We start from the raw sequence: 21,984 nt of genomic DNA on the forward strand, positions 1-21,984 counted from the left end.
GTCCCCACCCACCATCTCAGGGGTTAACCCCCGAGGTGGTGGGTTGCCACCTCTGAACCGCGGGTGGCAACCCACCACTTGAGGGGTTAACCCCTGAGATGCTGTGGGGAGGACGTGAGTGGTTGGGGCGTGGCAGGGTGGGCGGTATGGATGCTGACGTCGTACGGGCCGTCAACCGACTCACTTCGCGCTGGGTCCGGTCGTTGCAGCCGGGGAACACGGTCGTGTCGGGGCTCGGGCTGTGGCCGTTGCTTGCGTTGCTCGCGACGGCGGCGGATGAGCCGGGGCGTGGTGAGTTGGCGGAGGCGGCTGGAGTTGATGCCGCTAGCGGTGCTGCCCAGGCGGTCGAGTTGATGGCTGCCGTGGACGGTGCGGCTGATCTGCATGCGGCGCTCGGGGTTTGGGTGCATGAGCAGTTGAAGTTGAGTGAGTCGTTCGACTCCGTAGTACCGGCTGCTTTGAGTGGGACGCTGACGGGGGATCAGGCGGCGGACAAGGCGAAGCTTGATGCTTGGGCGGCGGAGCATACGGACGGGTTGATTCGGGAGATGCCGCTCGACGTGACGCCTGACCTGGCCGTCGTGCTGGCGTCGGCGTTGTCGCTGCGGACGACCTGGGTGCGGGCGTTCAAGGAGCAGGTCAAGCGGCTGCACGACGGGCCGTGGGCGGGTGGGTCGTGGCATTGGCTCGAGCGGAGTGATCGCGATCTGTCGTCTGTGCGCCTGTACGACGGGGTGACGGTGGCGACCGTCGCCGGCGACGCGGATGTGGATGTGTTGCTCGGGATTGGGGCGGCTGAGGCGTCGTCTGGCGACGTACTGGCTGGGTTGCTGGCGGCATCGCTTGACGTCGACGGCGGAGTGGGTGGTGCGGAGTTGCTTGCTGGGGGTGGGGTGGCGCCGGGGGTGAGTGTCGGGACGACGACTGCGCCGGCGCCGGAGGTCCGGGTGTCGCTGCCTGCTTTCAATGTGCGGGTTGAGCACGATCTGTTGGCTTTACGGGAGCTCTTCGGGTTGTCCGCGGTGACGTCGCCGCCTCGCGGGGCTGGGCATTTCAGTGCGATCAGCCCGGAGCAGTTGGTGGTCGGGTCGGCTCGGCAGACGGTCTTGGCGCGGTTCTTCGCGACTGGGTTCGAGGCGGCCGCGGTGACGGCGATCGGGTTGATGCGGGCGTCGATGCAGACCTCGCAGTCGCAGCGGCTGGAGGTTTCGCTGGATCGGCCGTTCGGGTTTGTCGCCGTACATCGTGCTTCGCGGCTGCCGGTGGTTGCCGGGTGGATCGATCAGCCGACGGAGCCTGCGTAGAAGAGCTTGTTGAGCAGGGCGGACGCTTCGTCGACGCCTGATTGATCGCCGGTCAGGAGTAGGTCGAAGAGGAGTCCGCGGGAGGCGGCCAGGCCTAGGCGGGCGTACGCGGGTGCTTGGTCTTCTGGGAGGCCGGCGCGGATACAGAGTTCGATCAGGGGTGGCAGCCAGACGTTGATCAGGTCTGCCTTGAGGGCCTCGGTGTGGGGAAGGTCCTGCATGGCGTGGGCGGACAGCTCGAAGAACAGTGGGCCGTAGATCAGCGCTGCCTCGGTGACTTGGCGCCAGAATCGCTCGGACAGTTCTTCGATCGGTACGTCGTTGTCGAGCGTGGCCAGCAGGTCGCGCTGCTGCGCCTCGACCGTACGGACCACTTCGGCGAGCAGGCCTTCGCGGGAGCCGAAGTGGTAGATCAGCATCCGGTGACTGGTCCCGATGCCGGTCGCGATCGAGCGCAGGCTGGCGTCGCCGATACCGTTCTCGGCGAAGTACTGGACGGCGTCGGTCAGCAGGGTCTCGCGGCTCACGCCTGCTCGCTGACCTTCTTCAGGCTCTCGCCCTCGATGGCGATGTACTCCTTGGTCAGCTTGGCGAGCAGCTTGCCGAACACCCAGCCGAGCGGGCCCTCCTGGATGATCGTCGCAGTCACGACGGTGCCCTCGGGGGTCTCCGCGACCCGGTGGCCGCCGGTGGTCTTGATGCCGGGGGCTTTGGAGACCCATTCGAAGTACTCGCCCTCGACCAGCTCCGTCACCTCCCAGACGGCGACCGGGAGCTTGGGCTGGCGGATCCGGGTCCGGGCGCCGAGATGGATCCGGCCCTCGTCGAGCCGCTCCACCTTCTCGATCGTCGGGGTCCACTCGGGCCACTTGGCGACGTCGCTGAAGATCGCCCAGACGCGGTCGGCCGGGGCCTGGACGGTGACGGAATGATCGAAGCGCATGTACCAAATGGTACATACTTTGCGTCAGATGTCGATCAGATTCGCGATACTGAAGTGCTGATGCGCCGACCGGCCGGGTAGGGTCTGCCGCATGTCTGACCAGAACTTCACGGAAAACGAGCAGGACCCGGGAGCGAACACGCAGATGTTCCGCGCGTTCGTCAACGAGGCCAAGGCCGAGCCGGCCGCGGAGCCGAAGGTGAACGGCCGGACGCTGGCAATCGTCGGCGGCGCCGTCGTGCTGCTCGCGATCGTCGTCGCGATCTTCGTCCTCTGACCTTCGCTCGCTGACTCCTGTTCGCCCTTCGCTGACCTGAGCCGCGCCAGATGACCACCGTCGACGTCCACGTCGTACGGGTCTTCACCGACCCTACGGGCGCTTTCGGCAACCCCCTGGGCATCGTCGACGGCCGCCAGGTCCCCTTGGAATCCCGCCAAGCGCTTGCCGCCCAACTCGGCTACAGCGAAACCGTCTTCATCGACGACCCAGCCGCCGGCGTCCTGCAGATCTTCACCCCGCTGGCCCAGATGCCTTTCGCCGGCCACCCCACCGTGGGAGCCGCCTGGTGGCTCCACTCCCAGGGGTACGAAGCTTCTGTACTCCGTGTGCCGGCCGGCGAAATCCCGGTAACCCGTGACGGCGACCTCACCTCGGTCCAGGCCCACTCCAGTTGGGGCAGCACCTTCGCCTGGCACCAACTGGAGTCCGCTGCGGAAGTACTGGCTGCCTCACCGCGTGACTACTCCGCCGGCCACACCTACCTCTGGTCCTGGCTTAACGAGCCCACCGGCACCATCCGCTCCCGGATGTTCGCCCCTGCGATGGGCATCGAAGAAGACGAAGCCACCGGTTCGGCCGCCACCCAGCTAACCGCCCACCTCGGCCGCAACCTCCACGTCATCCAAGGCGCAGGCTCCCACCTCCACACAACCCTCCTGCAAGACGGCTGGACCACAGTCGGCGGCCGGGTCGCCACCACCGAACAACCAACCGACATCGTCAACATCCCCTAAGCCATCACCGACGCTGCAACCCGACTGTGAACGCAGCCCATCCACCGACCTTTCGCGCGTAAAGGACCTGCGTCCAGAGGGTCGGCGCCATTACTCTCCGAGGGTGAGTGATCTGGCCTCTGGGGCGACAAGCGCGTCGGCGCTTCGCGTGCACGCGCTCTCGCGCCCCGCGGCGACCGACGGGTACGCCGAACTGCTAGGCGCGTCCGCCTCCCTGGCCAGCACGTTCGGGCTGATGATCACGCGGGCTCCGCACGGTGGGCGGCCGAGCATTGAATCGGTACTGACCCGCCTGAAGCCGTACCTGATCCAAGTGGACGAGGTCCAGGAGTGGCCGGGGACACGGCTGGCTGACGGGCTGACCTCGCCGCGGCATCTGTACCGGCTGAGCCCGGACTCTCTGGAGATGCTGGTGTCGGCGGCCTCGAGCCTGTTCGACTGGGCCTTCCCGGATCTCCCGGAGAGTCTGCACCTGCTCAGAGCAGACGGTTCGACTGTGCTGGCGACCGTGCCCTGGCACAACGACGCCTGGCTCGAGCTCACCGGACCGGAGTACGAGACTCTCCGCCGCCAACTCCCCGAGAGCACCTGGCGGGTGACTCCGACCCGGGACACCACAACCTTTCCCGTCCTCACCGACGAGCTCCTGAACCACCTGCTGGACCTCTCGGACCGCGGCGACCCGGGTCCGTGGACGTCGTACGTCGAAGACCGCAACCACGGGACCGGCGACAGCTTCATCATGGTCCGCGACGGCGCCGAGAGAGGCGAAGACATCTACATTGATCGCGACGGCAGGCCCGCCTCCGCAATCGATCTGGACCTGATCGCCGCAGCCCGTACCTATCTCCCAGTCCTGGTCAAAGAACTGCAGCGACTCCGCTCACAGGGCGCCCGGGGCGCCTGACTCATGGCTGAGCCACGGCATGCCCTCGAGTTGGGTGGGGATGGCATGGAGGACGTCGAGACGCCGGCATGGGAAGACGTCGCGGAGGCCATGAAGGCGCTCGACGGGTACGACCGCACGATCCTGACGCTGGTTCGGGGACTCGCGCATATGGCGGTTGGGGGAGATGCGGGCAGGGGGTTGGTGTTGTACGCCGACCTGGGCGATGAGGACTTCTACAACCTGATCGTGCCGGATGCCGGGGCGGGAAGCGTCGAGGTGGTGGCGGGTGGGCAGCCGGGGGTGTTCGAGGCCAGGCAGGTGGTCAGCGAGGGGCAGGCGTTGGCTGCGCTGAAGGCCTTCTGGGAGAACGGCCGGCTCGACCAGGGGCAGGTGTGGGAGCGGCAGTACTAGGGCGGGGCTGGCTGTCGGGGATACGACGGTCGTGGGCTGGTTGGGGAGGTAGTGGGTGAAGGGTGCGTATCTGATCTCGTTGGATCAGGGGTTCTTCGAGGAGATCGTGGCGGTGCTGTCTGCTGAGGGGGCGGTGTGCGCGTGGGGGCAGGATCCGATGGTGCAGTTGGTGGATGGGGGCGGGCGGGTTCTCACCGTGTTCGGGGAGTACGAGGATCGGGACTTTCTTGAGGGCCCGGATGTGGTGCTGGTGCCGGGTGGTGAGGGGGTGGTGATTCCTGATCTGCGGGCGGTGGCGGTGTGTTCGGTGGAGTGTCGGTGGGAGGAGTTGTTCGTCGAGGTGGTGGGGCGGCTGGCTGGGCGGGTGTCGGCGGCGATGTGGGTGGTTGATGGGAAGGACGTCGTTTGGGGTGCGGGGGCAATCGATGTCGAGAGGGTTGCGCTCTGAGGGGTGCGGGGGCCGGCGCTCTTTTCCTGAGGTCGTTGACTGGGGGTGGTTGGCGGATGGAGCATGGGGGCTCGGCTAGGGAGGTCTCAGGTGGCGGACATAGTCAGGGCGGCGCTGGTTCAGACGAACTGGACCGGTGATCAGGAGTCGATGACCAAGGCGCATGAGGAGTATGCGCGGCAGGCTGCGGCGGCTGGAGCCAAGGTTATTTGCTTCCAGGAGCTGTTCTACGGGCCTTACTTCTGCCAGCTGCAGGATCCCAAGTTTTATGAGTATGCCGAGAGTGTGCCGGGGCCTACCACCGAGCGGTTCCAGGCGTTGGCCAAGGAGCTTGGCATGGTGATGGTGTTGCCCATGTACGAGCTGGAGCAGGCCGGTGTCCTCTACAACACCGCCGCGGTGATCGATGCTGATGGCAAGTACCTCGGGAAGTACCGGAAGAACCATATTCCTCAGGTGAACGGGTTCTGGGAGAAGTTCTACTTCCGGCCGGGCAATCTGGGTTATCCCGTGTTCGACACCGCCGTCGGGCGGATCGGGGTCTACATCTGTTACGACCGGCACTTTCCTGAGGGATGGCGGGCGTTGGGGTTGGCGGGGGCGAAGATCGTGTTCAATCCGTCGGCGACGAGTCGCGGGTTGTCGTCGTATCTGTGGAAGCTGGAGCAGCCGGCGAGTGCGGTGGCCAACGAGTACTTCATCGGGGCCATCAACCGGGTGGGGATCGAGTCGGAGTTCGGGGACAACGACTTCTACGGGTCGTCGTACTTCGTGGATCCGGAGGGGAAGTTCGTGGGGGAGGTCGGGCATGATCATGACCCCGAGCTGATCGTGCGGGATCTGGATCTGAGCCTGCTCGACACGGTCAGGGACCGGTGGCAGTTCTACCGGGATCGCCGGCCGGATGCTTATGGGGATCTGACCAAGCCGTAGCCGAAGGGGACAAGCCGATGTCGTTGCTGGTCAAGGGCGGGACGGTCGTCGGGCCGACGGGTGCCCAGAAGGCTGATGTGCTGGTCGACGGGGAGAAGATCGTCGCGCTCTTCGACTCCGGGTACCGGCAAGAGGTGACCGCCGACGAGGTGATCGATGCCACCGGCAAGTATGTGATCCCGGGCGGGATCGACGCGCACACCCACATGGAGCTGCCGTTCGGCGGTACGGCGGCCAGCGACACCTTCGACACGGGGACCCGGGCGGCGGCCTGGGGTGGTACGACGACGATCATCGACTTCGCCGTCCAGCGCACCGGTGAGGTCGTGCAGGACGGGCTCGCTGCCTGGCATGCGAAGGCCGATGGCAACTGTCACATCGACTACGCGTTCCACATGATCCTCGGTGGCGTCGACGACGAGTCGCTGAAGGCGATGGACCAGCTGGTCACGGACGAGGGCATCACCAGCTTCAAGCTGTTCATGGCCTACCCGGGCGTCTTCTACTCCGACGACGGGCAGATCCTGCGGGCGATGCAGACGGCGCGCGAGAACGGCGCGATGATCATGATGCACGCGGAGAACGGGATCGCGATCGACGTCCTCGTCCAGCAGGCCCTCGCCCGCGGTGAGACCGACCCGATCTACCACGGGATCACCCGGCCGGCCGCGCTGGAGACCGAGGCGACGAGCCGCGCGATCACTCTGGCGGAGGTCGCGCAGGACTGCCCGCTCTACATCGTGCACCTGTCGGCGAGCGGTGCCCTCGAGGCCGTCGCGGCAGCGCGCAACGACGGCCGGAACGTCTTCGCGGAGACCTGCCCGCAGTACCTGTATCTGACCCTCGAAGACCAATTGGGCGCGCCCGGCTTCGAAGGCGCCAAATGGGTCTGCTCGACGCCATTGCGCAGCAAGCACGAGCACCACGCCAGGGACCTGTGGAAGGGCCTCAAGACCAACGATCTGGCAGTCGTCTCGACCGACCACTGCCCGTTCTGCTTCAAGGACCAGAAGGAACTGGGGCTCGGCGACTTCTCCAAGATCCCCAACGGTATCGGCGGCGTCGAGCACCGCGTCGACCTCATCTACCAAGGCGTCGTGGACGGTCAGCTCAGCCTCGAGCGCTGGGTCGAGACGATCGCGACGACACCGGCCCGGATGTTCGGGCTCTATCCGCAGAAGGGCATCATCGCGCCCGGCTCGGACGCCGACATCGTGATCTACGACCCGCAGGGGACAACGCGCCTGAGTGTCGAGACCCATCACATGAACATGGACTACTCGGCGTACGAAGGGGTAGAGATCGCGGGCCGGGTGGGCACAGTGATCTCGCGCGGCGAGGTGATCGTGGCTGATGGCAACTACCATGGCCGCAAGGGTCGTGGCCGGTACCTGAAGCGCGGCCTTTCGTCGTACCTGCTCTAAGAGGAGAACCGTGGACTTCGGAGTGGTGTTCCAGTGCGATCCGCCCGCGTCCGCGGTGGTGGACCTCGCGGTCAAGGCCGAGGCGGCCGGGTTCGACTACGTCTGGACGTTCGACTCGCACCTGCTCTGGCAGGAGCCGTTCGTCATCTACAGCCAGATCCTGGCCGCGACCGAACGCGTCGTCGTCGGCCCGATGGTCACCAATCCGGGCACCCGCGACTGGACCGTGATCGCCTCGCAGTTCGCCACCCTGAACGAGATGTTCGGCAACCGCACGGTCTGCGGGATCGGCCGCGGCGACTCGGCGCTGCGCACGCTCGGGGCCAAACCGGGCACGATCGCCGAGATGAAGCAGTGCGTCGAGGTCGTGCGCGAGTTGGCGGCCGGCCGGACGGTCGAGTACCGCGGCCAGCAGCTCAAGTTCACCTGGGTCGAGGACGGCAAGCTCGAGGTCTGGGTCGCGGCGTACGGTCCGAAGGCGCTGCAGGCGACCGGCGAGGTCGGCGACGGCTACATCCTCCAGCTCGCCGACCCCGATATCGCGCAATGGATGATCTCGGCGGTACGCCGCTCCGCCGAGCAGGCCGGCCGTGACCCCGACAAGATCACCTTCTGCGTGGCAGCCCCGGCGTACGTCGGAGACGACCTGCAGCACCAGCGCGACCAGACCCGCTGGTTCGGCGGCATGGTCGGCAACCACGTCGCGGACATCGTCGAGCGCTACGGCGCCGACGGCGGGGTGCCGAAGGCGCTGACCGACTACATCGCCGGTCGCAAGGGCTACGACTACGCCGAGCACGGCCGGGCGGGCAACACCCACACCGATTTCGTGCCCGACGAAGTCGTCGACCGGTTCTGCCTCCTCGGGCCGGTCGAGAACCATCTGGCCCGGCTCGAGGAGCTCAAGTCACTCGGCGTCGACCAGTTCGCGGTCTACCTCCAACATGACGCGAAGGAAGAAACACTGGCTGCCTACGGCAAGCAGATCATCCCGAGCCTCTAGCGCCTGGTGATGTTGATGGTCACCGATGCCGAGGTGACGGTGTTGCCGGCGACATCGGTTGCCACGGCTGTCAGAACGTGAGGGCCGGTCCGCGCGTTGCTCGAGGTCGCCCAGCTCCAGCTGTACGGCGCCGACGTGTCCGTTCTGAGGGTCGAAGAACCGTCCCGGAAGACGACCCGCGCGATCCCTGACCCACCAGCGTCGTCGGCGGTCGCCGCCAGGGGGATCGACGTCCCCCGCCGGTACGACGAGTCGGCGAGCGGACTCGTCAGTGCGACCGTCGGCGCCACCGCGTCGATCTGGATCAGCGCAGACTTCACCGGCTCCGCATGCCCGTCCACATCCGTCGAGTAGTACTGGACCGTGGTCGAAGGCCCGGATACCGCGAACGGCCCGGTGTAAGCGACAGCGGTAGCACTCGAAACCGGGTCGGTCCCATCCGTCGTGTACCGCGTCGAGGCGACCGCCGAGCCGTCCGGATCGAACGTGCTCAGCGCAACATCCACCGAGCTGCTCCGGTACCAGCCGGTCGAGCACGTCGTCCCACCACAAGCGATGCTCGTCGTCGGCGGACCCGGCGGCGGAGGTGTGACCGGCACCCCGCCCATCACGTCGCCGACCGTCTGGACGACGGTGCCATTGGCCTCTCGCGCCTTCAGCCAGTCGAGGAACGCGGTGAACTTCGCCGTACTGAACGACAGCTCATCGGTGCACCGGTCGGAGCAGACCCCGTGGAAGGTGAGTACGACCCAGCCGCCGCCATGCGTCTCGGCCGCTGTCACATACGACTGGAGTTGCGCGACCGTCGTGTTCTCATCGGGCGATTGGGGCGTTTGCAGTGCCATCGGATCCACCGGCGGCACCGATTCGGCGTACGGGCATTGGTCGCAGCCGTCCTCGCTGACGCCACCGACGCCACGGGCGCTGGTGAAGCCGCAGTTGCGGACGATCTGCTCGGCGGTGCTGTTGTACTCGGCCTCCGGATAGGCGAACGACACCGGCGCCGGGAAGCCCTGGGCAACGATGTTGGCCCGGTCGTCGCACACCTCATGCATCGCGGTCGTCTGGCTGACCCTGGTCAGGACGGTGTGGTGCACGCTGTGGCTGGCGATCTCGTTGCCCGCGTCGGCGAGCTGGTGGATCTGCGGCCAGGTCATGTAGTAGTCGGAGTCACCGACCCAGCCCGAGTTGATGTAGTACGTCCCGCGCATCCCGCGCGACTGCAGCATCGGCAGGGTGTCGATGTGGGACGCCTGACCGTCGTCGAAGGTCAGGCTGACGATGGTGTTGGTTGCCGCGGTGGCCGGCTGGATGATCGCGACGAGCGATCCGGCAGCCAGCGCGACCGCGGCGCAGAGCAGGGCGAAGCGGTGACGCATGGTCTATCCCCCATTTGGTGCCGGGTCTCGCTCCTGCCCCCAGGGAGACCCTCCACAGCAGAGGTTACGACTTGGCAACGACGTCGACCAGAGTTCGGTCAGGTATTCATTCCCTGCTCATGTGAGCGTTTTACGCGGGGCCGTAGGGAAAGAGCGTGTTCGGGTCGTACGTAGCCCGTACTTCCGCCAGCCGCGCGAACGTTGCGGCGGGCCACGACGCCTCGTAGACGCCGGGCACGGTCAGGCCGCCCGCGTAGTTGATGGTCGTCTCCGCCGCTGTCCAGGGACCGATCGCGGTGAGGATCGCGTCGGCCGCCGGCGGCAGGACCGTGGCGAACAGGCTGGGGTCCGGGACGCCGGCCATGAAGAACGTGTACGCACCGCCGCGCCCACCGACCGCGCTGCCCTCCGGTACGTCGCGCTTGGTCGCCCCGCCGAGGTGCCGGATCTCGATGGCGACGAACGGAACTTGCTGGTCCGGCCCGGCCACGTCGAGGAACGTCTTGGCGAAGTCCGCGTCGAGCTCGTTCAGCAGCAGCCCGCGGTCCCACGACGGGCTCGGGTCGGTCGGGTCGTTGTGGATGGTCGCGATCGCCGTCGTCGGCATCTGCGACACCGCGTCGATGATGGTCGGCCCGATGTCGCGGATCGGCTGGAAGAGCCGCTCACCCTCGGCCGCGTCGCCGACGAAGGCGAACCGCACGCTGATCACGGTCTTGCCGCGCAACGGCTCCGGGATGAACTCCATCGGTGGCAGCCGCAGGACGACGAACGACGAGGTCGCCGTCTCGGGCAGCGTCTTGGTCCACTCGATCCAGGTCGGCACCGCGCTCGCGATCTGCGGAGCGTCGAAGAACACCGAGCCGCCGTAGATCGTGGACAGCTCGACCAGCTCGAAGTCCATCGAGGTGACGATGCCGAAGCCGCCCTTGCCGCCGCGCAGCGCCCAGAACAGATCCGGGTTCTCGGTCGCACTGGCCGTGACCACCTCGCCCGAGGCGACCGCGACCCGGAAGCCGCGAGCCCAGTCCGAGGAGAATCCGTACGTCCGGGAGAGCGGCCCGAGACCGCCACCGAGCGTGTAGCCGATGACGCCGACGTTGGCCGACGCGCCGGTGATGGGGGTGAGGCCGTGCTCGCCGGCCGCCTCGATCACGTCGGCCCAGCGGCAGCCGGCGTTGATGCGCGCGATCCGGGTCTCGGGGTCGATGGTCACGCCGGTTAGACGCGACGTGGTGGCGAGGATGCCGTCGGTGACGGCGACGGCCGAGCCGTGGCCGGAGGCGAGCACGCGTACCGGCGTACCGGCGGCTGCTGCGAGGCGGACGAGGGCTGCGGCGTCCTCTTCCGAGGTGAGGCCGACGGCAATGTCGGGGGTGTGCTGGGTGCTGAGGACCCACGCCGCGACCTCCGCGGCGAAGTCGTCGTCGGCCGGGCCCAGGACAGGGCCGGTGATGGAGTCGCGGAGCTGGTCGATCAGGGTCATGATGCCTCTCTTGTGCAGGGGTTACTCGCTGATTCCGGAGCGCTCGACGCCTTCGACGATCCAGCGCTGCAGGAACACGAACATCACCACCAGCGGCAGGATCGCGACTGTGGCCGCGACGAACAGCTGGGGGAGATTGATGGTCTGGGCGGTGAGGAAGGTGGACAGCGCGAGCTGTACGGTCCACGCGGACTTGTCGGGTGCGATCACGAGAGGCCACAGGAACGCGTTCCAGGAGCCGATGAAGGTGATCGTGGCGATGGCGGCGACGAAGCCCTTCGAGTTCGGTACGACGATCCGCCAGAAGGTGCCCCAGTACGCCGTACCGTCCAGCGCCGCGGCCTCTTCGAGCTCGCGCGGGAAGTTGAGGAAGTACTGCCGGAACAGGAACGTCGCGAACGCCTGGAACAGGCCCGGGATGATCAGGCCGCGCAGGGTGCTGACCCAGCCGAGCGACGAGACGAGCACGAAGCTCGGGACGAAGGTCACCGCCGCCGGGATCAGCAGCGTCGCCACGATGAAGTAGAAGACCGCGTCGGCATAGCGGAACGGAATGCGGGCCAGGCCGTAGCCGGCCAGGCCGGAGATGACCAGGACGCCGATCGTCTGGACGACCGCGATCACGAGCGAGTTGACCAGCGATCTGAACATCGGCACGGCTGGGTCGTCGAACAGGTCCGCGACGTTGCTCCAGTGCAGCGTCGACGGGAACAGCTTCCAGTCCGGGGAGGTGATGTCCTGCTCGGTCGACAAGCCGTTGCGGATCAGGAGATAGAAGGGCAGCAGGAACAGGAGTGCGCCGATCGCCAGCACGACGTACCGCAGAACGCTGCCCGTCTTGTCCGTGCGCGATCGCTGGATCACCGCCATCTCAGTCCTCCCTCCGGCCGAGTCCCAGGAAGCGTCCTTGGCCTAGTGCGACCAGGGCGATGAGCAGCGTGAGGATCACGGCTCCGGCGCTGCCGTGGCCGAAGTCCTGGCCCTGGCCGAGGGCTGCGTAGTACAGGTAGACGAGGGGCGGGCGGGCGTACGGCGGGTATTGCCCGGAGCTGGACAGCAGGTTGTAGAACTCGTCGAAGGCTTGGAATGCGTTGATCAGAAGGAGCAGCAGTACTGCGGTCGAGGTGGCGCGGAGCTGGGGGAGGGTGAGGAAGCGGAGCACCTTCCAGCCTGTCGCTCCGTCGATCGCGGCGGCTTCGTAGAGCGACGGCGAGATCCGTTGCAGGCCGGCCAGGAAGAGGATCATGTAGAAGCCGGCCTGCAGCCACATCCGGGCGGTGACGATGACCAGCCAGTACCACGGTGGTTGTGTGACCGAGAGCCAGGCGATCGGGTCGATGCCGAACCAGCCGAGAACCGTGTTCATCAGGCCGAAACGGACGCCGGAGAAGATCGAGAGCTTCCAGATCAGCGAGGCGACGACGTAGGAGCAGGCGGTCGGCAGGAAGAAGACCGAGCGGAAGAAGGTCTTGGCGAAGCGGGCGCGGTTGACCAGCAGGGCCAGGCCGAGGGACGCGACGAAGGTGGCCGGCACGATGAACAGCGCGAAGACGACGAAGGTGAGCAGGCTGGAGCGGAAGGCCTCGTCCCTCAGCATGTCGAGATAGTTGCCCAGGCCAACGAACTCGGTCGGCGTGACGGTGTTGTGCGCGTTGAAGAAGCTCAGCCAGACCGACCACAGGATCGGGACGTAGACGAAGACGGCCAGCCCCAGGACGAAGGGGCCGACGAAGACGGCGAACCAGAGATTGCGGTCGTGGCGGCCACGCAGCCTGGTGCTTACCCGACCGGGGCGGTGGGGTGGGGATGGTATCGACGCAGTCATCAGCCTGCTACGCGCTTGAGTTCCGCTTCGACGATCGCCTTGACGGCCTTGATCTCGGTGGCCGGGTCGGAGCCGTTCTTGATGATGCGGTTGAGGGCGTCGGAGTACGCGGTACCGGATTTGGGCGTCCAGAGCAGCGGGGTCTGGGCGTGCCCGTTCTCGTTGACGAACTTGACCGCGTCGGCGGCCGGGCCGGACTTCAGCTTGTCCGCCTTCTCGGCCAGGCTCTTGCGGGCCGGGATGTGGAAGCCGTAGGACTGGGCGAAGTCGAGCTGGTCCTCGGTCTGGTCCACCCACAGCCACTTGACGAACTTCTTGGCGGCGTCGACGTTCTTCGACTTGGCACTGACCACCGAGCCGTAGGCGCCGACCGGCACGCTGGGTGCGCCGGTCGTGCTGTTCAGCTTGGGCCAGGGCAGTACGCCGAAGTCGTCCGGCAGCGCTTTCTGGATCTGCGGGAAGGTCCACAGCCCGGTGAACTGCATCGCGGTCAGTCCCTGGGTGAAGGCCGACGGGTCGGACCAGTCGGTCGGTGCCCCGAGCAACAAGGCCTTGCTGGTGAAGAGCTCGCGCAGTTTGCGCAGCGACTCGACCGCGGCCGGGTCGTCGAAGCCGAAGGTGTTGTCGTCCTTGAGGTAGTCGAGGCCGGCCGACCAGAGCGCCGGTCCACCGAGGATGCCGACACCGCCGTCGTTGCCGACGAACAGGCCCTTCACCTTGTCGGTGGTGAGCTTCTTGGCGGCGGCGATCAGCTCGTCGACGGTCGTCGGCGGCTGGATGCCGGCGGCCGAGAGCAGGCTCTTGCGGTAGACGAGCAGTTGCATGTCGGTCACTTGCGGGATCGCGTACAGCTTGCCCTGGTACGTCATCCGGGCGATCAGCGACGGAGTGAAGTCGGACTTGGTGTCACCGAGCAGGTCGGTCAGGTCGACGACCTGGCCGCCCTTGATCATGTCGATGCTCGGGCCGTTGACGTACTCGAAGACGTCCGGCCCGCCGTCGGTGAGCAGCGCCGACGCTGTCTTCTTGTCGTAGTCGCCGGGCGACCACTGCACGGTCACGGTGGCATCGGGGTAGGCCTTGGCGTACTTCTCCACGGCTTGCTGGGTGCCCGCTTCGCCGTACTGGTGGTACCACTGCGCCAGCGCCGGCTTGCCACCACTCGATCCACTGTCGGACGCTCGCCCGGTGTTGGAGCCACAGCTCGCGACCGCCATCGCGGCCAGCCCGCCACCCACAGCCAGGAACTTCCGACGGTTGAATCCACCCGCGCTTGGCATCTCGACGTACCTCCGCAGTCCCGGCGCGGCCCCGAGCCACGCAGCCCTCCGACCCTACGACCGCAGGGGGTTGACGTCGCGCCATTTCCGCCGGTGAAAAAGCAACTTCCCTGACAGGTTTCTCCGCTAAGCTTCGTGCCGTGTCAGCTCCCCGTGCCTAGAGAGCGCTCGCAGTCGCCGAGCCCATTTCGTACCCCGCTCCGCTGACGGAGCCGGGGCTTTCTAGGAGCGCCTTCTCATGCCTGGCACAACCCGTGCCGGGAGCTACCGTGACGTCCTGCTGCTGCCGCACGCGCTGCGCACTTTCGTGCCCGCGCTGTTCGGCCGGCTGGCCTACGGTCTGCTCCCGCTGTCTGCCCTGTTCACCGTTCAACAATCAACCGACTCGTTCGCGACCGCGGGCCCCGCCGTCGCCGCCTTCGGCCTGGCCTCCCTGTCGATGCCGCTCAAGGCCCGCCTGGTCGACCGCTTCAGCCAGCGCCGCGTCCTCCCGGTCCTGGCGCTGCTGTGCGCACTCGGCCTGGGCCTGACCGCTTCAGCCCGTACTACGAACGCCGCGTTCCTGATCACCATGGTCGGCATCACCGGCCTCTTCGCGCCACCACTCGGCCCGTCGATGCGCGCGACCTGGCGACTGATCACCGAGGGCTCCGAACTCAAGGAACGCGCCTACGCCCTCGACGCGATCTGCGAGGAGACCCTGTACCTCTTCGGGCCGCTGCTCACCGGCGTACTGATCACCCTCTGGTCCCCGCGCCTGGCGCTGACCTGTACTGCCATCCTGCTGCTGGTCGGCACCCTCCTGATGGTCACCAACCCCTACGCCCGGCACACCAGCCCAACCCCACCCAAGCAGCACCTACTCGGGCCCCTGACGATCGGCGGACTCCGCCGCATCCTCCTGATCATCATGGCCACCGCAGCCGGCATCAGCGTCGCGTACATCTGCCTGGCCGCAGTAGCCCAATCCCAAGGCCGCCCAGGAGCCGCCGGCTACCTAGAAGCAGGCATCGGCGTAGGCAGCGTCATAGGCGGCCTCCTCTGGGCCCGCCGCAACCACACCAGATCCCCGCACACCCACCTGGCCGTCCTGATCGCCCTACTAGCCACCGGCCTACTAGCAGCCTCCCTAACGACCAACCTGCTCGTACTAGGCGCAGTAATGGCGTGCACCGGCCTAGCGATAGCCCCGCTCTACGTCGTCTCCTACCTAGCCTCCGACGACCTGACTCCCGCCCACCAACGCACCGAAGCCAGCACCTGGATCAACACCGCCAACAACATAGGCAGCTCAGCCGGCTCCTCCCTGGCGGGCCTAGCCCTGGACCAGACCACCCCATCCCACGGCTCCTTCGCCGGAGCCGTGTTGCTGGCGTGCGTAGTACTGGTGGTTATGCGTCCGAGAGGCGGGCGATGGTGGCGCTGGCTCGGCGGACTATGGGGACTGGGCCGGCGGGGAGGACGTCGCCGATGAAGGTGTAGTGGCGGAGGATTTCGGGGTCTACGTCGCCGGGGCGGGAGCGGCTGTGGTCGCGGACCCAGTCGATGATGTCGCCCCAGCCGGGGGCCGCCAGGGAGCCGCCGAAGTGCTGGACCGAGAGGCCGGCGCAGAGGTTGCCGAAGGCTAGGCGGTGGGCCAGGGGCCAGCCTCGGAGGGTGCCTAGGACCAGCGAGGCCAGGAAGACGTCGCCTGCGCCGGTGGGGTCGTAGGAGCGGACGGGGAGGGCTGGGATGTGCTCCTCTTCGCCTGTCAGGGAGTCGATGGCCAGTACGCCGTCGGAGCCGTTGGTGACCACGGCGAGGGGGACCCTCTCGGCGAGCTTGTGGAGAGCGGCCTTCGGGGTGTCGGTGCGGGTGTAGGCCATCGCCTCACCCGCATTCGGCGTGAAGGCGTGGAAGCCCTCGAGTACGTCGAGCACGGCGGGGGACCAGGACTCGGTGGGATCCCAGCCGACATCGCCGAAGAGCAATGCACCCGACTCGCGGGCCTCGGCGGTCCAGCTCGGCAGCTCCTCCGCGACCGGCACGATCGCCGACCGCGTCCGCAGTCCCGGGCCGACCAGCTTGCTCGGGTCGCCCGGCGCGTCGTGCGCGTGGGTGACCATCGCGCGGTCCCGGTCGATCGACATCGAGACCGTGACGGGTGAGTGCCAGTGACCGATCCGGCGCGAGTGCGACAGGTCGACGCCCTCCTGGTCGGCGAGCGTGCGCCAGCAGAAGTCGGCGTACACGTCGTCGCCGAAGACGGCGGCCAGGCCGCTGCGCAGGCCGAGCCGGCTGGCGGCGATGGCGAAGTTGGCGACGCCGCCGGGGCACGACCCCATCCCCTCGGCGAAGATCTCGGTCCCGGTGGTCGGGGCGGACTCCAGGCCGGTCAGCACGATGTCCAGGAACACGGTCCCCTGTACGAACACGTCGTAGCAGTCCGGTTCGTCCTTCACGGTGACACTCGCTCCTTCGGTGACGGCCGGGCGGCCGGGCGGTGGCGGGGCGGCATTGTCGGTGGCTGATGATGTGCTGTCCTTCGTAGCATCATCGACCGGCCATCACCATGGATTTGGGAGGAACGCGATGAGTTCTGGGGTGTGTTCGTGATCCCGACCTGGATCGGCGTGATCGGCGTGATCGCGACCGTGCTGAGCCCGTTCATCGCGCTCGGCGGGGTGGCGCTGGGTGGCTACCTGACCCGCAAGTCCGATCGCGAGCTGGACACCTGGCGGCACCGCGAGGAGACGATGCGGATGGTCCGCTGGGCGGTCGAGCAGATCCTCGCCGGCGACGAGGCCGGCACGGACGCCGGTGTGGTGACGCTGCGCTCACTGATGAGATCGGAACTGTTACAGCCCGAGGACTACGACCTGGTCGCCGCGCTGACGGCCGCCGTGGCGATCGACCGGGTCGGCTCGGCCGCGTACGCTGATATTGCCGAAGAGGGCGCGGACGTGATCGAGGGAGACAGTGCCGATGGGTGAGAAGAAGACCGTCAAGGTCTCCCGCCAGGCCGTCGAGTTGGCACGGCTGCACGTGGAGGCCGCCCGCAAGGCCGGCCGCAAGCCCGACGCCGGCGTGGCGCGGATCGCGAGCGCGCGTCCCGAGACAGGTCCCGGCGCCCCGGCTCCTGCCTGACTTGTACTACCCACGCGGGCTGGGCTTGGCGTCACGTAGTACCGGAGCTCCAACACCGGTTAGCGGACGGTGCGGCACGCCTTGTCGGAGCACGCTGGTGGAGCCCCTACACTGATCGACGGCCGCTCCGGTGGCGTACGGTGCCTTCGTGGACACCGTTGTGTCACTCCCTGTTCCCGACCACGGCCGGAATCTCACGTGATCCGCTTCGAGAATGTTTCCAAGACGTACGAGGGCCAGTCCAAGGCTGCCCTGCTGAACGTCGACGTCGAGATCGAAAAAGGCGAGTTCGTCTTCCTGGTCGGTACCTCCGGTTCCGGCAAGTCGACGTTCCTGCGCCTCGTCCTGCGCGAGCACCGGACCACCAAGGGTCACATCATGGTGGCGGGCAAGGACCTGAACCGGCTGGCCAGCTGGCGGATCCCGCAGATGCGCCGGCAGATCGGCACCGTCTTCCAGGACTTCCGGCTGCTGCCGAACAAGACCGTCGCGGAGAACGTCGCCTTCGCCCTGCAGGTGATCGGCAAGCCCCGCTCGCACATCCGCAAGACGGTGCCCGAGGTGCTCGAGCTGGTCGGTCTGGACGGCAAGGAGGACCGGATGCCGGACGAGCTGTCCGGCGGTGAGCAGCAGCGGGTCGCGATCGCCCGGGCCTTCGTCAACCGGCCGATGATCCTGATCGCCGACGAGCCGACCGGAAACCTCGACCCCGGGACGTCGGTCGGCATCATGAAGCTGCTGGACCGGATCAACCGGACCGGGACGACCGTGGTGATGGCCACCCACGACGTCTCGATCGTCGACCAGATGCGCAAGCGCGTGATCGAGCTGGAGAACGGCCATGTCGTCCGCGACGAGTCGCGCGGCGTCTACGGCTACCAGCACTGACCGCTGCCTGACCTGCCCGGACCGGGCCGATCAGGGCTGATTACAGGGACTGACTGACTGATGCGCTTGAACTACATCCTCTCCGACCTCGGCATCGGCCTGCGCCGGAACCTCTCGATGACGATCGCCGTCGTGGTCACCATCTGGGTCTCGCTGTCGCTGTTCGGCAGCGCGCTGCTCGCCCGCGAGCAGGTCGACCTGATGAAGGGGAACTGGTACGACAAGATCCAGATCTCGGTCTTCCTCTGCACCAAGGACTCCGGCGGCCGCGGCTGCTCGGGCGCCGAGGTGACCACGGAGCAGAAGAACCGGATCAAGCAGGTGATCGAGTCGAACCCGGACACCGCGCCCGAAGGCGTCTTCGGCGAGTCGAAGAAGGAAGCCTTCGATCAGTTCAAGAAGCTCTACAAGGACTCGCCGATCGTCTCGACGGTGACCGAGGACCAGATGCAGGAGTCCTTCCGGGTCAAACTGAAGGATCCACAGCGCTACCAGAACCTGGTCAGCGCGGTCGCCGGGCTGCCCGGCGTCGACACCGTGCAGGACCTGAGACAGTATCTCGATCCACTCTTCAAGGCGCTGAACCAGCTGAAATGGGCGACCCTGGCGGCCGCCGGGTTGCTGCTGGTCGCCGCGCTGATGCAGATCTCCAACACGATCCGGCTGGCGGCGTACGCCCGGAGACGGGAGATCGGGATCATGCGTCTGGTGGGCGCCTCGAACTTCTACATCCAGCTGCCGTTCCTGCTGGAGGCGATCCTGGCCGCCCTGCTCGGCGCGGTCCTTGCCTGCGGCACCTTGTGGCTCGGCGTCTTCCTGTTCGTGAAGAGACAGGCCGAGGAGACGTTCCGGGTCTGGCAGTGGGTCGGCGCGGCCGAAACCTTCCGGGCCACGCTCATCATGGTCGTGGTCGGTCTGGTGCTGGCGATCATCCCGACATTCCTGACAACGCGGAAATACCTCAAAGTCTGACCTGGGTGACTTATCGTGCAGTAGCACGTCACCATCACCCATAGCAAGGGGTCGACTGTGGTCCCGCACTTCCCCGGTGCGAACCCGCGCAAGCGGGGGAGCATCAAGCGAGACGACAGCATCGGCGCCGCCGCCGTACCGGTTCAGCGCTCCGCCAGGCAACGCCTGCGCGGTTCGCCGCATCGGCAGACGGTCATCGCCGCTTGCTGCGTTGTCCTGTCAATGTCCGCCGGAGCACTGGCGGTGGTCCCGTCTGCCCAGGCGGACCCACCGGACCCCGCCGCGAAGAAGAAGCAGCTCGACTCGCAGATCAACGAGTCGCGCGCCGACCTGAAAGAGTCCACCGACCAGGTCGCGCAGTCCGTTGCCGCGTACAACCAGGCCGAGACGCAGTACAAGGCCGTCCAGATCCGGTACGCCGTTGCGCAGGGCAAGCTCGCCGCCGCGAAGGCCGCCGATCAGGTTGCCGCGGGCAAGCTCAGGGAGGCCGAGGCGGCGCTGCAGACGGCGATCGCCGACGTCGACGACGGCGAGCTGGCGATCTACAAGCAGCGCCGGCTGGCCGGCCGTGCGGCGCAGTCGGCGTTCCAGCAGCAGAACAGCCTGGTCGGGCTGTCGATCGTGCTGCAGGGCGCCTCGCCGGCCGATGTCGCCAACGGCATCCAGGTGCAGCGCAACGTGTTCGGCATCCAGAGCAACACGATCACCCGGCTGAACGACGCCCAGGCGCAACTCGCGAACAAGCGGGCCAAGCTGGTCGCGGCCGAGAAGGCCGTGTCGGCGCAGCGTGCCGAAGCAGCGCAGACGGTGAAGGACGTCACCGCGTTGACGTTGCAGGTCGCCGCCGACAAGGCTGAGGCGGCACGGCTGGCCCAGGCGAAGCTGACGACGTACCAGGCGGCGCAGCGGGACAAGAACGCCGACCTCGCGCAGTACAACTCACTGGTCGCGGAGCGGAACCGGGTGCAGCGCATCCTGGTCGCCCGGGCGAAGGCGGAGCGGGAGGCCGCGGCGCGTCGCAAGGCCGCCCGCCAGAAGGCCGAGCGGGAGAAGGCGCGCAAGGAGCACCGGCCGCCGCGGAGCATCCCGGATGATCCGCCGGACAACTCGTCGGGGCTGAGCTACCCGATCAACACCTACATCACCTCGCCGTTCGGGATGCGGTTCCACCCGATCCTGCACATCTGGAAGCTGCACGACGGCACCGACTTCGGCGCCGGCTGCGGTACGCCGATCCACGCGGCGGCCAGTGGGCGGGTCACGGACAAGTACTACAACGGCGGCTACGGCAACCGGTTGTTCGTGTCACACGGTGTGATCGACGGATCGTCGATCACCACGGTCTACAACCACCTGTCGAAGTACAACGTCCACGTCGGCCAGCGGGTGAAGAAGGGCCAGGTGATCGGGTACGTCGGGACGACCGGCTACTCGACCGGCTGTCACCTGCACTTCATGGTCTACCAGGACGGCAACGTGGTTAATCCGATGAAGTGGCTGTGAGTGGTCTGAGATACTGGTCGGATGGTGAAACAGACCGGCCACAAGCCGATCGCGCAGAATCGTAAGGCGCGACACGACTACCACATCGACGACGTGGTGGAGGCCGGACTCGTGCTGACCGGGACCGAGGTGAAGTCCCTGCGGCTGGGTCGGGCCTCCCTCGTCGACGCCTTCGCGTCGGTGCGCGGCGGCGAGCTCTGGCTGCAGAACATGCACATCCCGGAGTACACGCACGGCACGTGGACCAACCACGAGCCCCGGCGGACCCGCAAGCTGCTGCTGCACAAGGACGAGATGCAGAAGCTGATCAAAGCGGTCGAGCAGCAGGGCGTCTCGCTGATCCCGCTGTCGCTGTACTTCAAGGACGGGTACGCGAAGGTCGAGCTGGCCACCGGGCGCGGCAAGAAGGACTACGACAAGCGGCACGCCCTGGCCGAGCGCCAGGCCGACCGCGAGGCACAGCGCGCACTCAGCGACCGCCGCCGGGGGTAGTACTGGGCGGCCTTGCTGAGGGCGGGCGGGGGTCTGCTCAGGGGCCGCTCCGGGCGTCACCCTATGGGGTCGCCGTCCGGTGCGGGGCAGGCTGAAGGCATGTCCACTTCAGACCTGCTGGTGACGCCGGCCCAACGGGACCGCGCCGTCGAGATTCTTCAAGAGATGTACGCCGACGGGCGCCTGGACCGGTTCGAGTTCGACACCAGGCTGGAGCTGGCGCTCAAGTCGCGGACTCGGGCCGAGCTGAACGGCACCTTCGACGGCCTCGTCTCCCGGCCCGTCCCGACCTTCGCTCCCGCGGCCTTCACCCGGCCGCCGCTACCGGCCCGGCAGTCGGAAGGGCGCGGGATGGGGCTGGTCACGCACTGGCTCGGGTTCCCCACCTTCTTCGTCGGCCCGGCGCTGGTCGCGGCCGGCGCGGGCAAGCAGAACCCGGTCATCCGCAAGCACGCGGTGGAGGCGCTGAACTTCCAGCTCAGCGCCTTCGGCCTCTTCGCCCTGCTGGGCATCGTGACCGGGGTGACCGGCGGCTTCACCGGCTTCCTGTTCCCGCTCGTCGGCCTGGTCTGGTTCGTCCTGACCGGCATCGGCGGCATCGCGGCCCTGCTCGGCTCCGACTTCCGCTACCCCTTCACCCTCCGCATGATCCACTGAGGGAATC

General features: G+C 67.2%; 25 protein-coding genes. 17 read left to right on the top strand and 8 right to left on the bottom strand.

Going from position 1 to position 21,984, the window contains the following annotated elements; genetic code table 11:
- Window positions 1-146 precede the first annotated feature (146 nt).
- A complete protein-coding gene (locus tag ABD116_RS34120; protein WP_343980121.1) occupies window positions 147-1,304 on the top strand; it encodes a serpin family protein in 1,158 nt (385 codons plus the stop codon).
- On the opposite strand, the gene ABD116_RS34125 is transcribed toward ABD116_RS34120, so the two are convergent.
- Complete coding sequence (locus tag ABD116_RS34125) at window positions 1,283-1,831, bottom strand: TetR/AcrR family transcriptional regulator (protein WP_343980124.1); 549 nt, start codon at window positions 1,829-1,831, stop codon at window positions 1,283-1,285. The genes ABD116_RS34120 and ABD116_RS34125 overlap by 22 nt on opposite strands.
- Window positions 1,828-2,247: an SRPBCC family protein gene (locus tag ABD116_RS34130; RefSeq protein ID WP_343980127.1), complete on the bottom strand. Its 420-nt coding sequence runs from the start codon at window positions 2,245-2,247 to the stop codon at window positions 1,828-1,830. Before ABD116_RS34130 ends, ABD116_RS34125 begins: the two co-directional genes overlap by 4 nt.
- Before the next feature lie 91 nt (window positions 2,248-2,338).
- On the opposite strand from ABD116_RS34130, the gene ABD116_RS34135 reads away from it, so the two are divergent.
- The 8 genes from ABD116_RS34135 (at window position 2,339) to ABD116_RS34170 (ending at window position 8,369) form a co-directional block, all read left to right on the top strand.
- The gene (locus ABD116_RS34135; RefSeq protein WP_343980129.1) at window positions 2,339-2,524 is read left to right on the top strand and encodes a hypothetical protein; all 186 of its coding nucleotides are present in this window, start codon (window positions 2,339-2,341) and stop codon (window positions 2,522-2,524) included.
- Between the two features lie 50 nt (window positions 2,525-2,574).
- Complete coding sequence (locus ABD116_RS34140; protein ID WP_343980132.1) at window positions 2,575-3,261, top strand: PhzF family phenazine biosynthesis protein; 687 nt, start codon at window positions 2,575-2,577, stop codon at window positions 3,259-3,261.
- A gap of 103 nt (window positions 3,262-3,364) precedes the next feature.
- A complete protein-coding gene (locus ABD116_RS34145) occupies window positions 3,365-4,168 on the top strand; it encodes a hypothetical protein (RefSeq protein WP_343980135.1) in 804 nt (267 codons plus the stop codon).
- 3 nt (window positions 4,169-4,171) lie between these two features.
- A complete protein-coding gene (locus tag ABD116_RS34150) occupies window positions 4,172-4,561 on the top strand; it encodes an Imm1 family immunity protein (RefSeq protein ID WP_343980138.1) in 390 nt (129 codons plus the stop codon).
- A 55-nt stretch (window positions 4,562-4,616) separates the two neighbouring features.
- Window positions 4,617-5,009, top strand: coding sequence for a hypothetical protein (locus ABD116_RS34155; RefSeq protein ID WP_343980141.1), 393 nt, complete (start codon window positions 4,617-4,619; stop codon window positions 5,007-5,009).
- A 90-nt stretch (window positions 5,010-5,099) separates the two neighbouring features.
- Window positions 5,100-5,942: a nitrilase-related carbon-nitrogen hydrolase gene (locus tag ABD116_RS34160; protein WP_343980144.1), complete on the top strand. Its 843-nt coding sequence runs from the start codon at window positions 5,100-5,102 to the stop codon at window positions 5,940-5,942.
- 17 nt (window positions 5,943-5,959) lie between these two features.
- A complete protein-coding gene (gene hydA / locus ABD116_RS34165) occupies window positions 5,960-7,366 on the top strand; it encodes a dihydropyrimidinase (protein ID WP_343980147.1) in 1,407 nt (468 codons plus the stop codon).
- Between the two features lie 10 nt (window positions 7,367-7,376).
- Window positions 7,377-8,369, top strand: coding sequence for a TIGR03842 family LLM class F420-dependent oxidoreductase (locus tag ABD116_RS34170; RefSeq protein ID WP_343980151.1), 993 nt, complete (start codon window positions 7,377-7,379; stop codon window positions 8,367-8,369).
- Here ABD116_RS34170 and ABD116_RS34175 read toward each other — a convergent pair.
- The 5 genes from ABD116_RS34175 to ABD116_RS34195 form a co-directional block, all read right to left on the bottom strand.
- A complete protein-coding gene (locus tag ABD116_RS34175; protein ID WP_343980154.1) occupies window positions 8,366-9,748 on the bottom strand; it encodes a polysaccharide deacetylase family protein in 1,383 nt (460 codons plus the stop codon). The two genes, ABD116_RS34170 and ABD116_RS34175, sit on opposite strands and share 4 nt — an antisense overlap.
- 130 nt (window positions 9,749-9,878) lie before the next feature.
- A complete protein-coding gene (locus ABD116_RS34180) occupies window positions 9,879-11,234 on the bottom strand; it encodes an FAD-binding oxidoreductase (protein WP_343980158.1) in 1,356 nt (451 codons plus the stop codon).
- 21 nt (window positions 11,235-11,255) lie between these two features.
- Window positions 11,256-12,104 carry a carbohydrate ABC transporter permease gene (locus tag ABD116_RS34185; protein ID WP_343980160.1) on the bottom strand — a complete coding sequence of 283 codons (849 nt, stop codon included), beginning with the start codon at window positions 12,102-12,104 and terminating at the stop codon, window positions 11,256-11,258.
- Window position 12,105: 1 nt separating this feature from the next.
- Window positions 12,106-13,059, bottom strand: a complete 954-nt coding sequence (locus ABD116_RS34190; protein WP_343980163.1) for a carbohydrate ABC transporter permease — start codon at window positions 13,057-13,059, stop codon at window positions 12,106-12,108.
- Window positions 13,059-14,339 (bottom strand): ABC transporter substrate-binding protein, encoded by a 1,281-nt coding sequence (locus tag ABD116_RS34195; RefSeq protein ID WP_343980166.1) that lies wholly within the window; start codon window positions 14,337-14,339, stop codon window positions 13,059-13,061. The genes ABD116_RS34190 and ABD116_RS34195 overlap by 1 nt, the downstream gene beginning before the upstream one ends.
- 238 nt (window positions 14,340-14,577) lie before the next feature.
- Here ABD116_RS34195 and ABD116_RS34200 point away from each other — a divergent pair, with 238 nt between their 5' ends.
- Window positions 14,578-15,813, top strand: coding sequence for an MFS transporter (locus ABD116_RS34200; protein WP_343980169.1), 1,236 nt, complete (start codon window positions 14,578-14,580; stop codon window positions 15,811-15,813).
- On the opposite strand, the gene ABD116_RS34205 is transcribed toward ABD116_RS34200, so the two are convergent.
- Complete coding sequence (locus ABD116_RS34205) at window positions 15,731-16,780, bottom strand: carbohydrate kinase family protein (protein WP_343980173.1); 1,050 nt, start codon at window positions 16,778-16,780, stop codon at window positions 15,731-15,733. The two genes, ABD116_RS34200 and ABD116_RS34205, sit on opposite strands and share 83 nt — an antisense overlap.
- A 150-nt stretch (window positions 16,781-16,930) precedes the next feature.
- On the opposite strand from ABD116_RS34205, the gene ABD116_RS34210 reads away from it, so the two are divergent.
- From ABD116_RS34210 to ABD116_RS34240, 7 genes are all read left to right on the top strand, one after another.
- Window positions 16,931-17,311, top strand: coding sequence for a hypothetical protein (locus tag ABD116_RS34210; protein WP_343980176.1), 381 nt, complete (start codon window positions 16,931-16,933; stop codon window positions 17,309-17,311).
- Window positions 17,304-17,465, top strand: coding sequence for a hypothetical protein (locus ABD116_RS34215; RefSeq protein WP_328320323.1), 162 nt, complete (start codon window positions 17,304-17,306; stop codon window positions 17,463-17,465). Before ABD116_RS34210 ends, ABD116_RS34215 begins: the two co-directional genes overlap by 8 nt.
- A gap of 198 nt (window positions 17,466-17,663) precedes the next feature.
- Entirely contained in the window at window positions 17,664-18,353 is a 690-nt protein-coding gene (gene ftsE / locus ABD116_RS34220; protein ID WP_328320325.1) for a cell division ATP-binding protein FtsE, read from the top strand.
- A 60-nt stretch (window positions 18,354-18,413) separates the two neighbouring features.
- Window positions 18,414-19,325 (top strand): permease-like cell division protein FtsX, encoded by a 912-nt coding sequence (gene ftsX, locus ABD116_RS34225; protein WP_343980180.1) that lies wholly within the window; start codon window positions 18,414-18,416, stop codon window positions 19,323-19,325.
- A 57-nt stretch (window positions 19,326-19,382) separates the two neighbouring features.
- Window positions 19,383-20,828 (top strand): peptidoglycan DD-metalloendopeptidase family protein, encoded by a 1,446-nt coding sequence (locus ABD116_RS34230; RefSeq protein ID WP_343980183.1) that lies wholly within the window; start codon window positions 19,383-19,385, stop codon window positions 20,826-20,828.
- Window positions 20,829-20,849: 21 nt separating this feature from the next.
- Entirely contained in the window at window positions 20,850-21,320 is a 471-nt protein-coding gene (smpB, locus tag ABD116_RS34235) for an SsrA-binding protein SmpB (protein WP_343980186.1), read from the top strand.
- Window positions 21,321-21,419: 99 nt separating this feature from the next.
- Window positions 21,420-21,977: a DUF1707 and DUF4870 domain-containing protein gene (locus ABD116_RS34240; protein ID WP_343980189.1), complete on the top strand. Its 558-nt coding sequence runs from the start codon at window positions 21,420-21,422 to the stop codon at window positions 21,975-21,977.
- Window positions 21,978-21,984: the final 7 nt, after the last annotated feature.

The organism is Kribbella koreensis (genome assembly GCF_039525325.1).
GTDB lineage: Bacteria > Actinomycetota > Actinomycetes > Propionibacteriales > Kribbellaceae > Kribbella > Kribbella koreensis.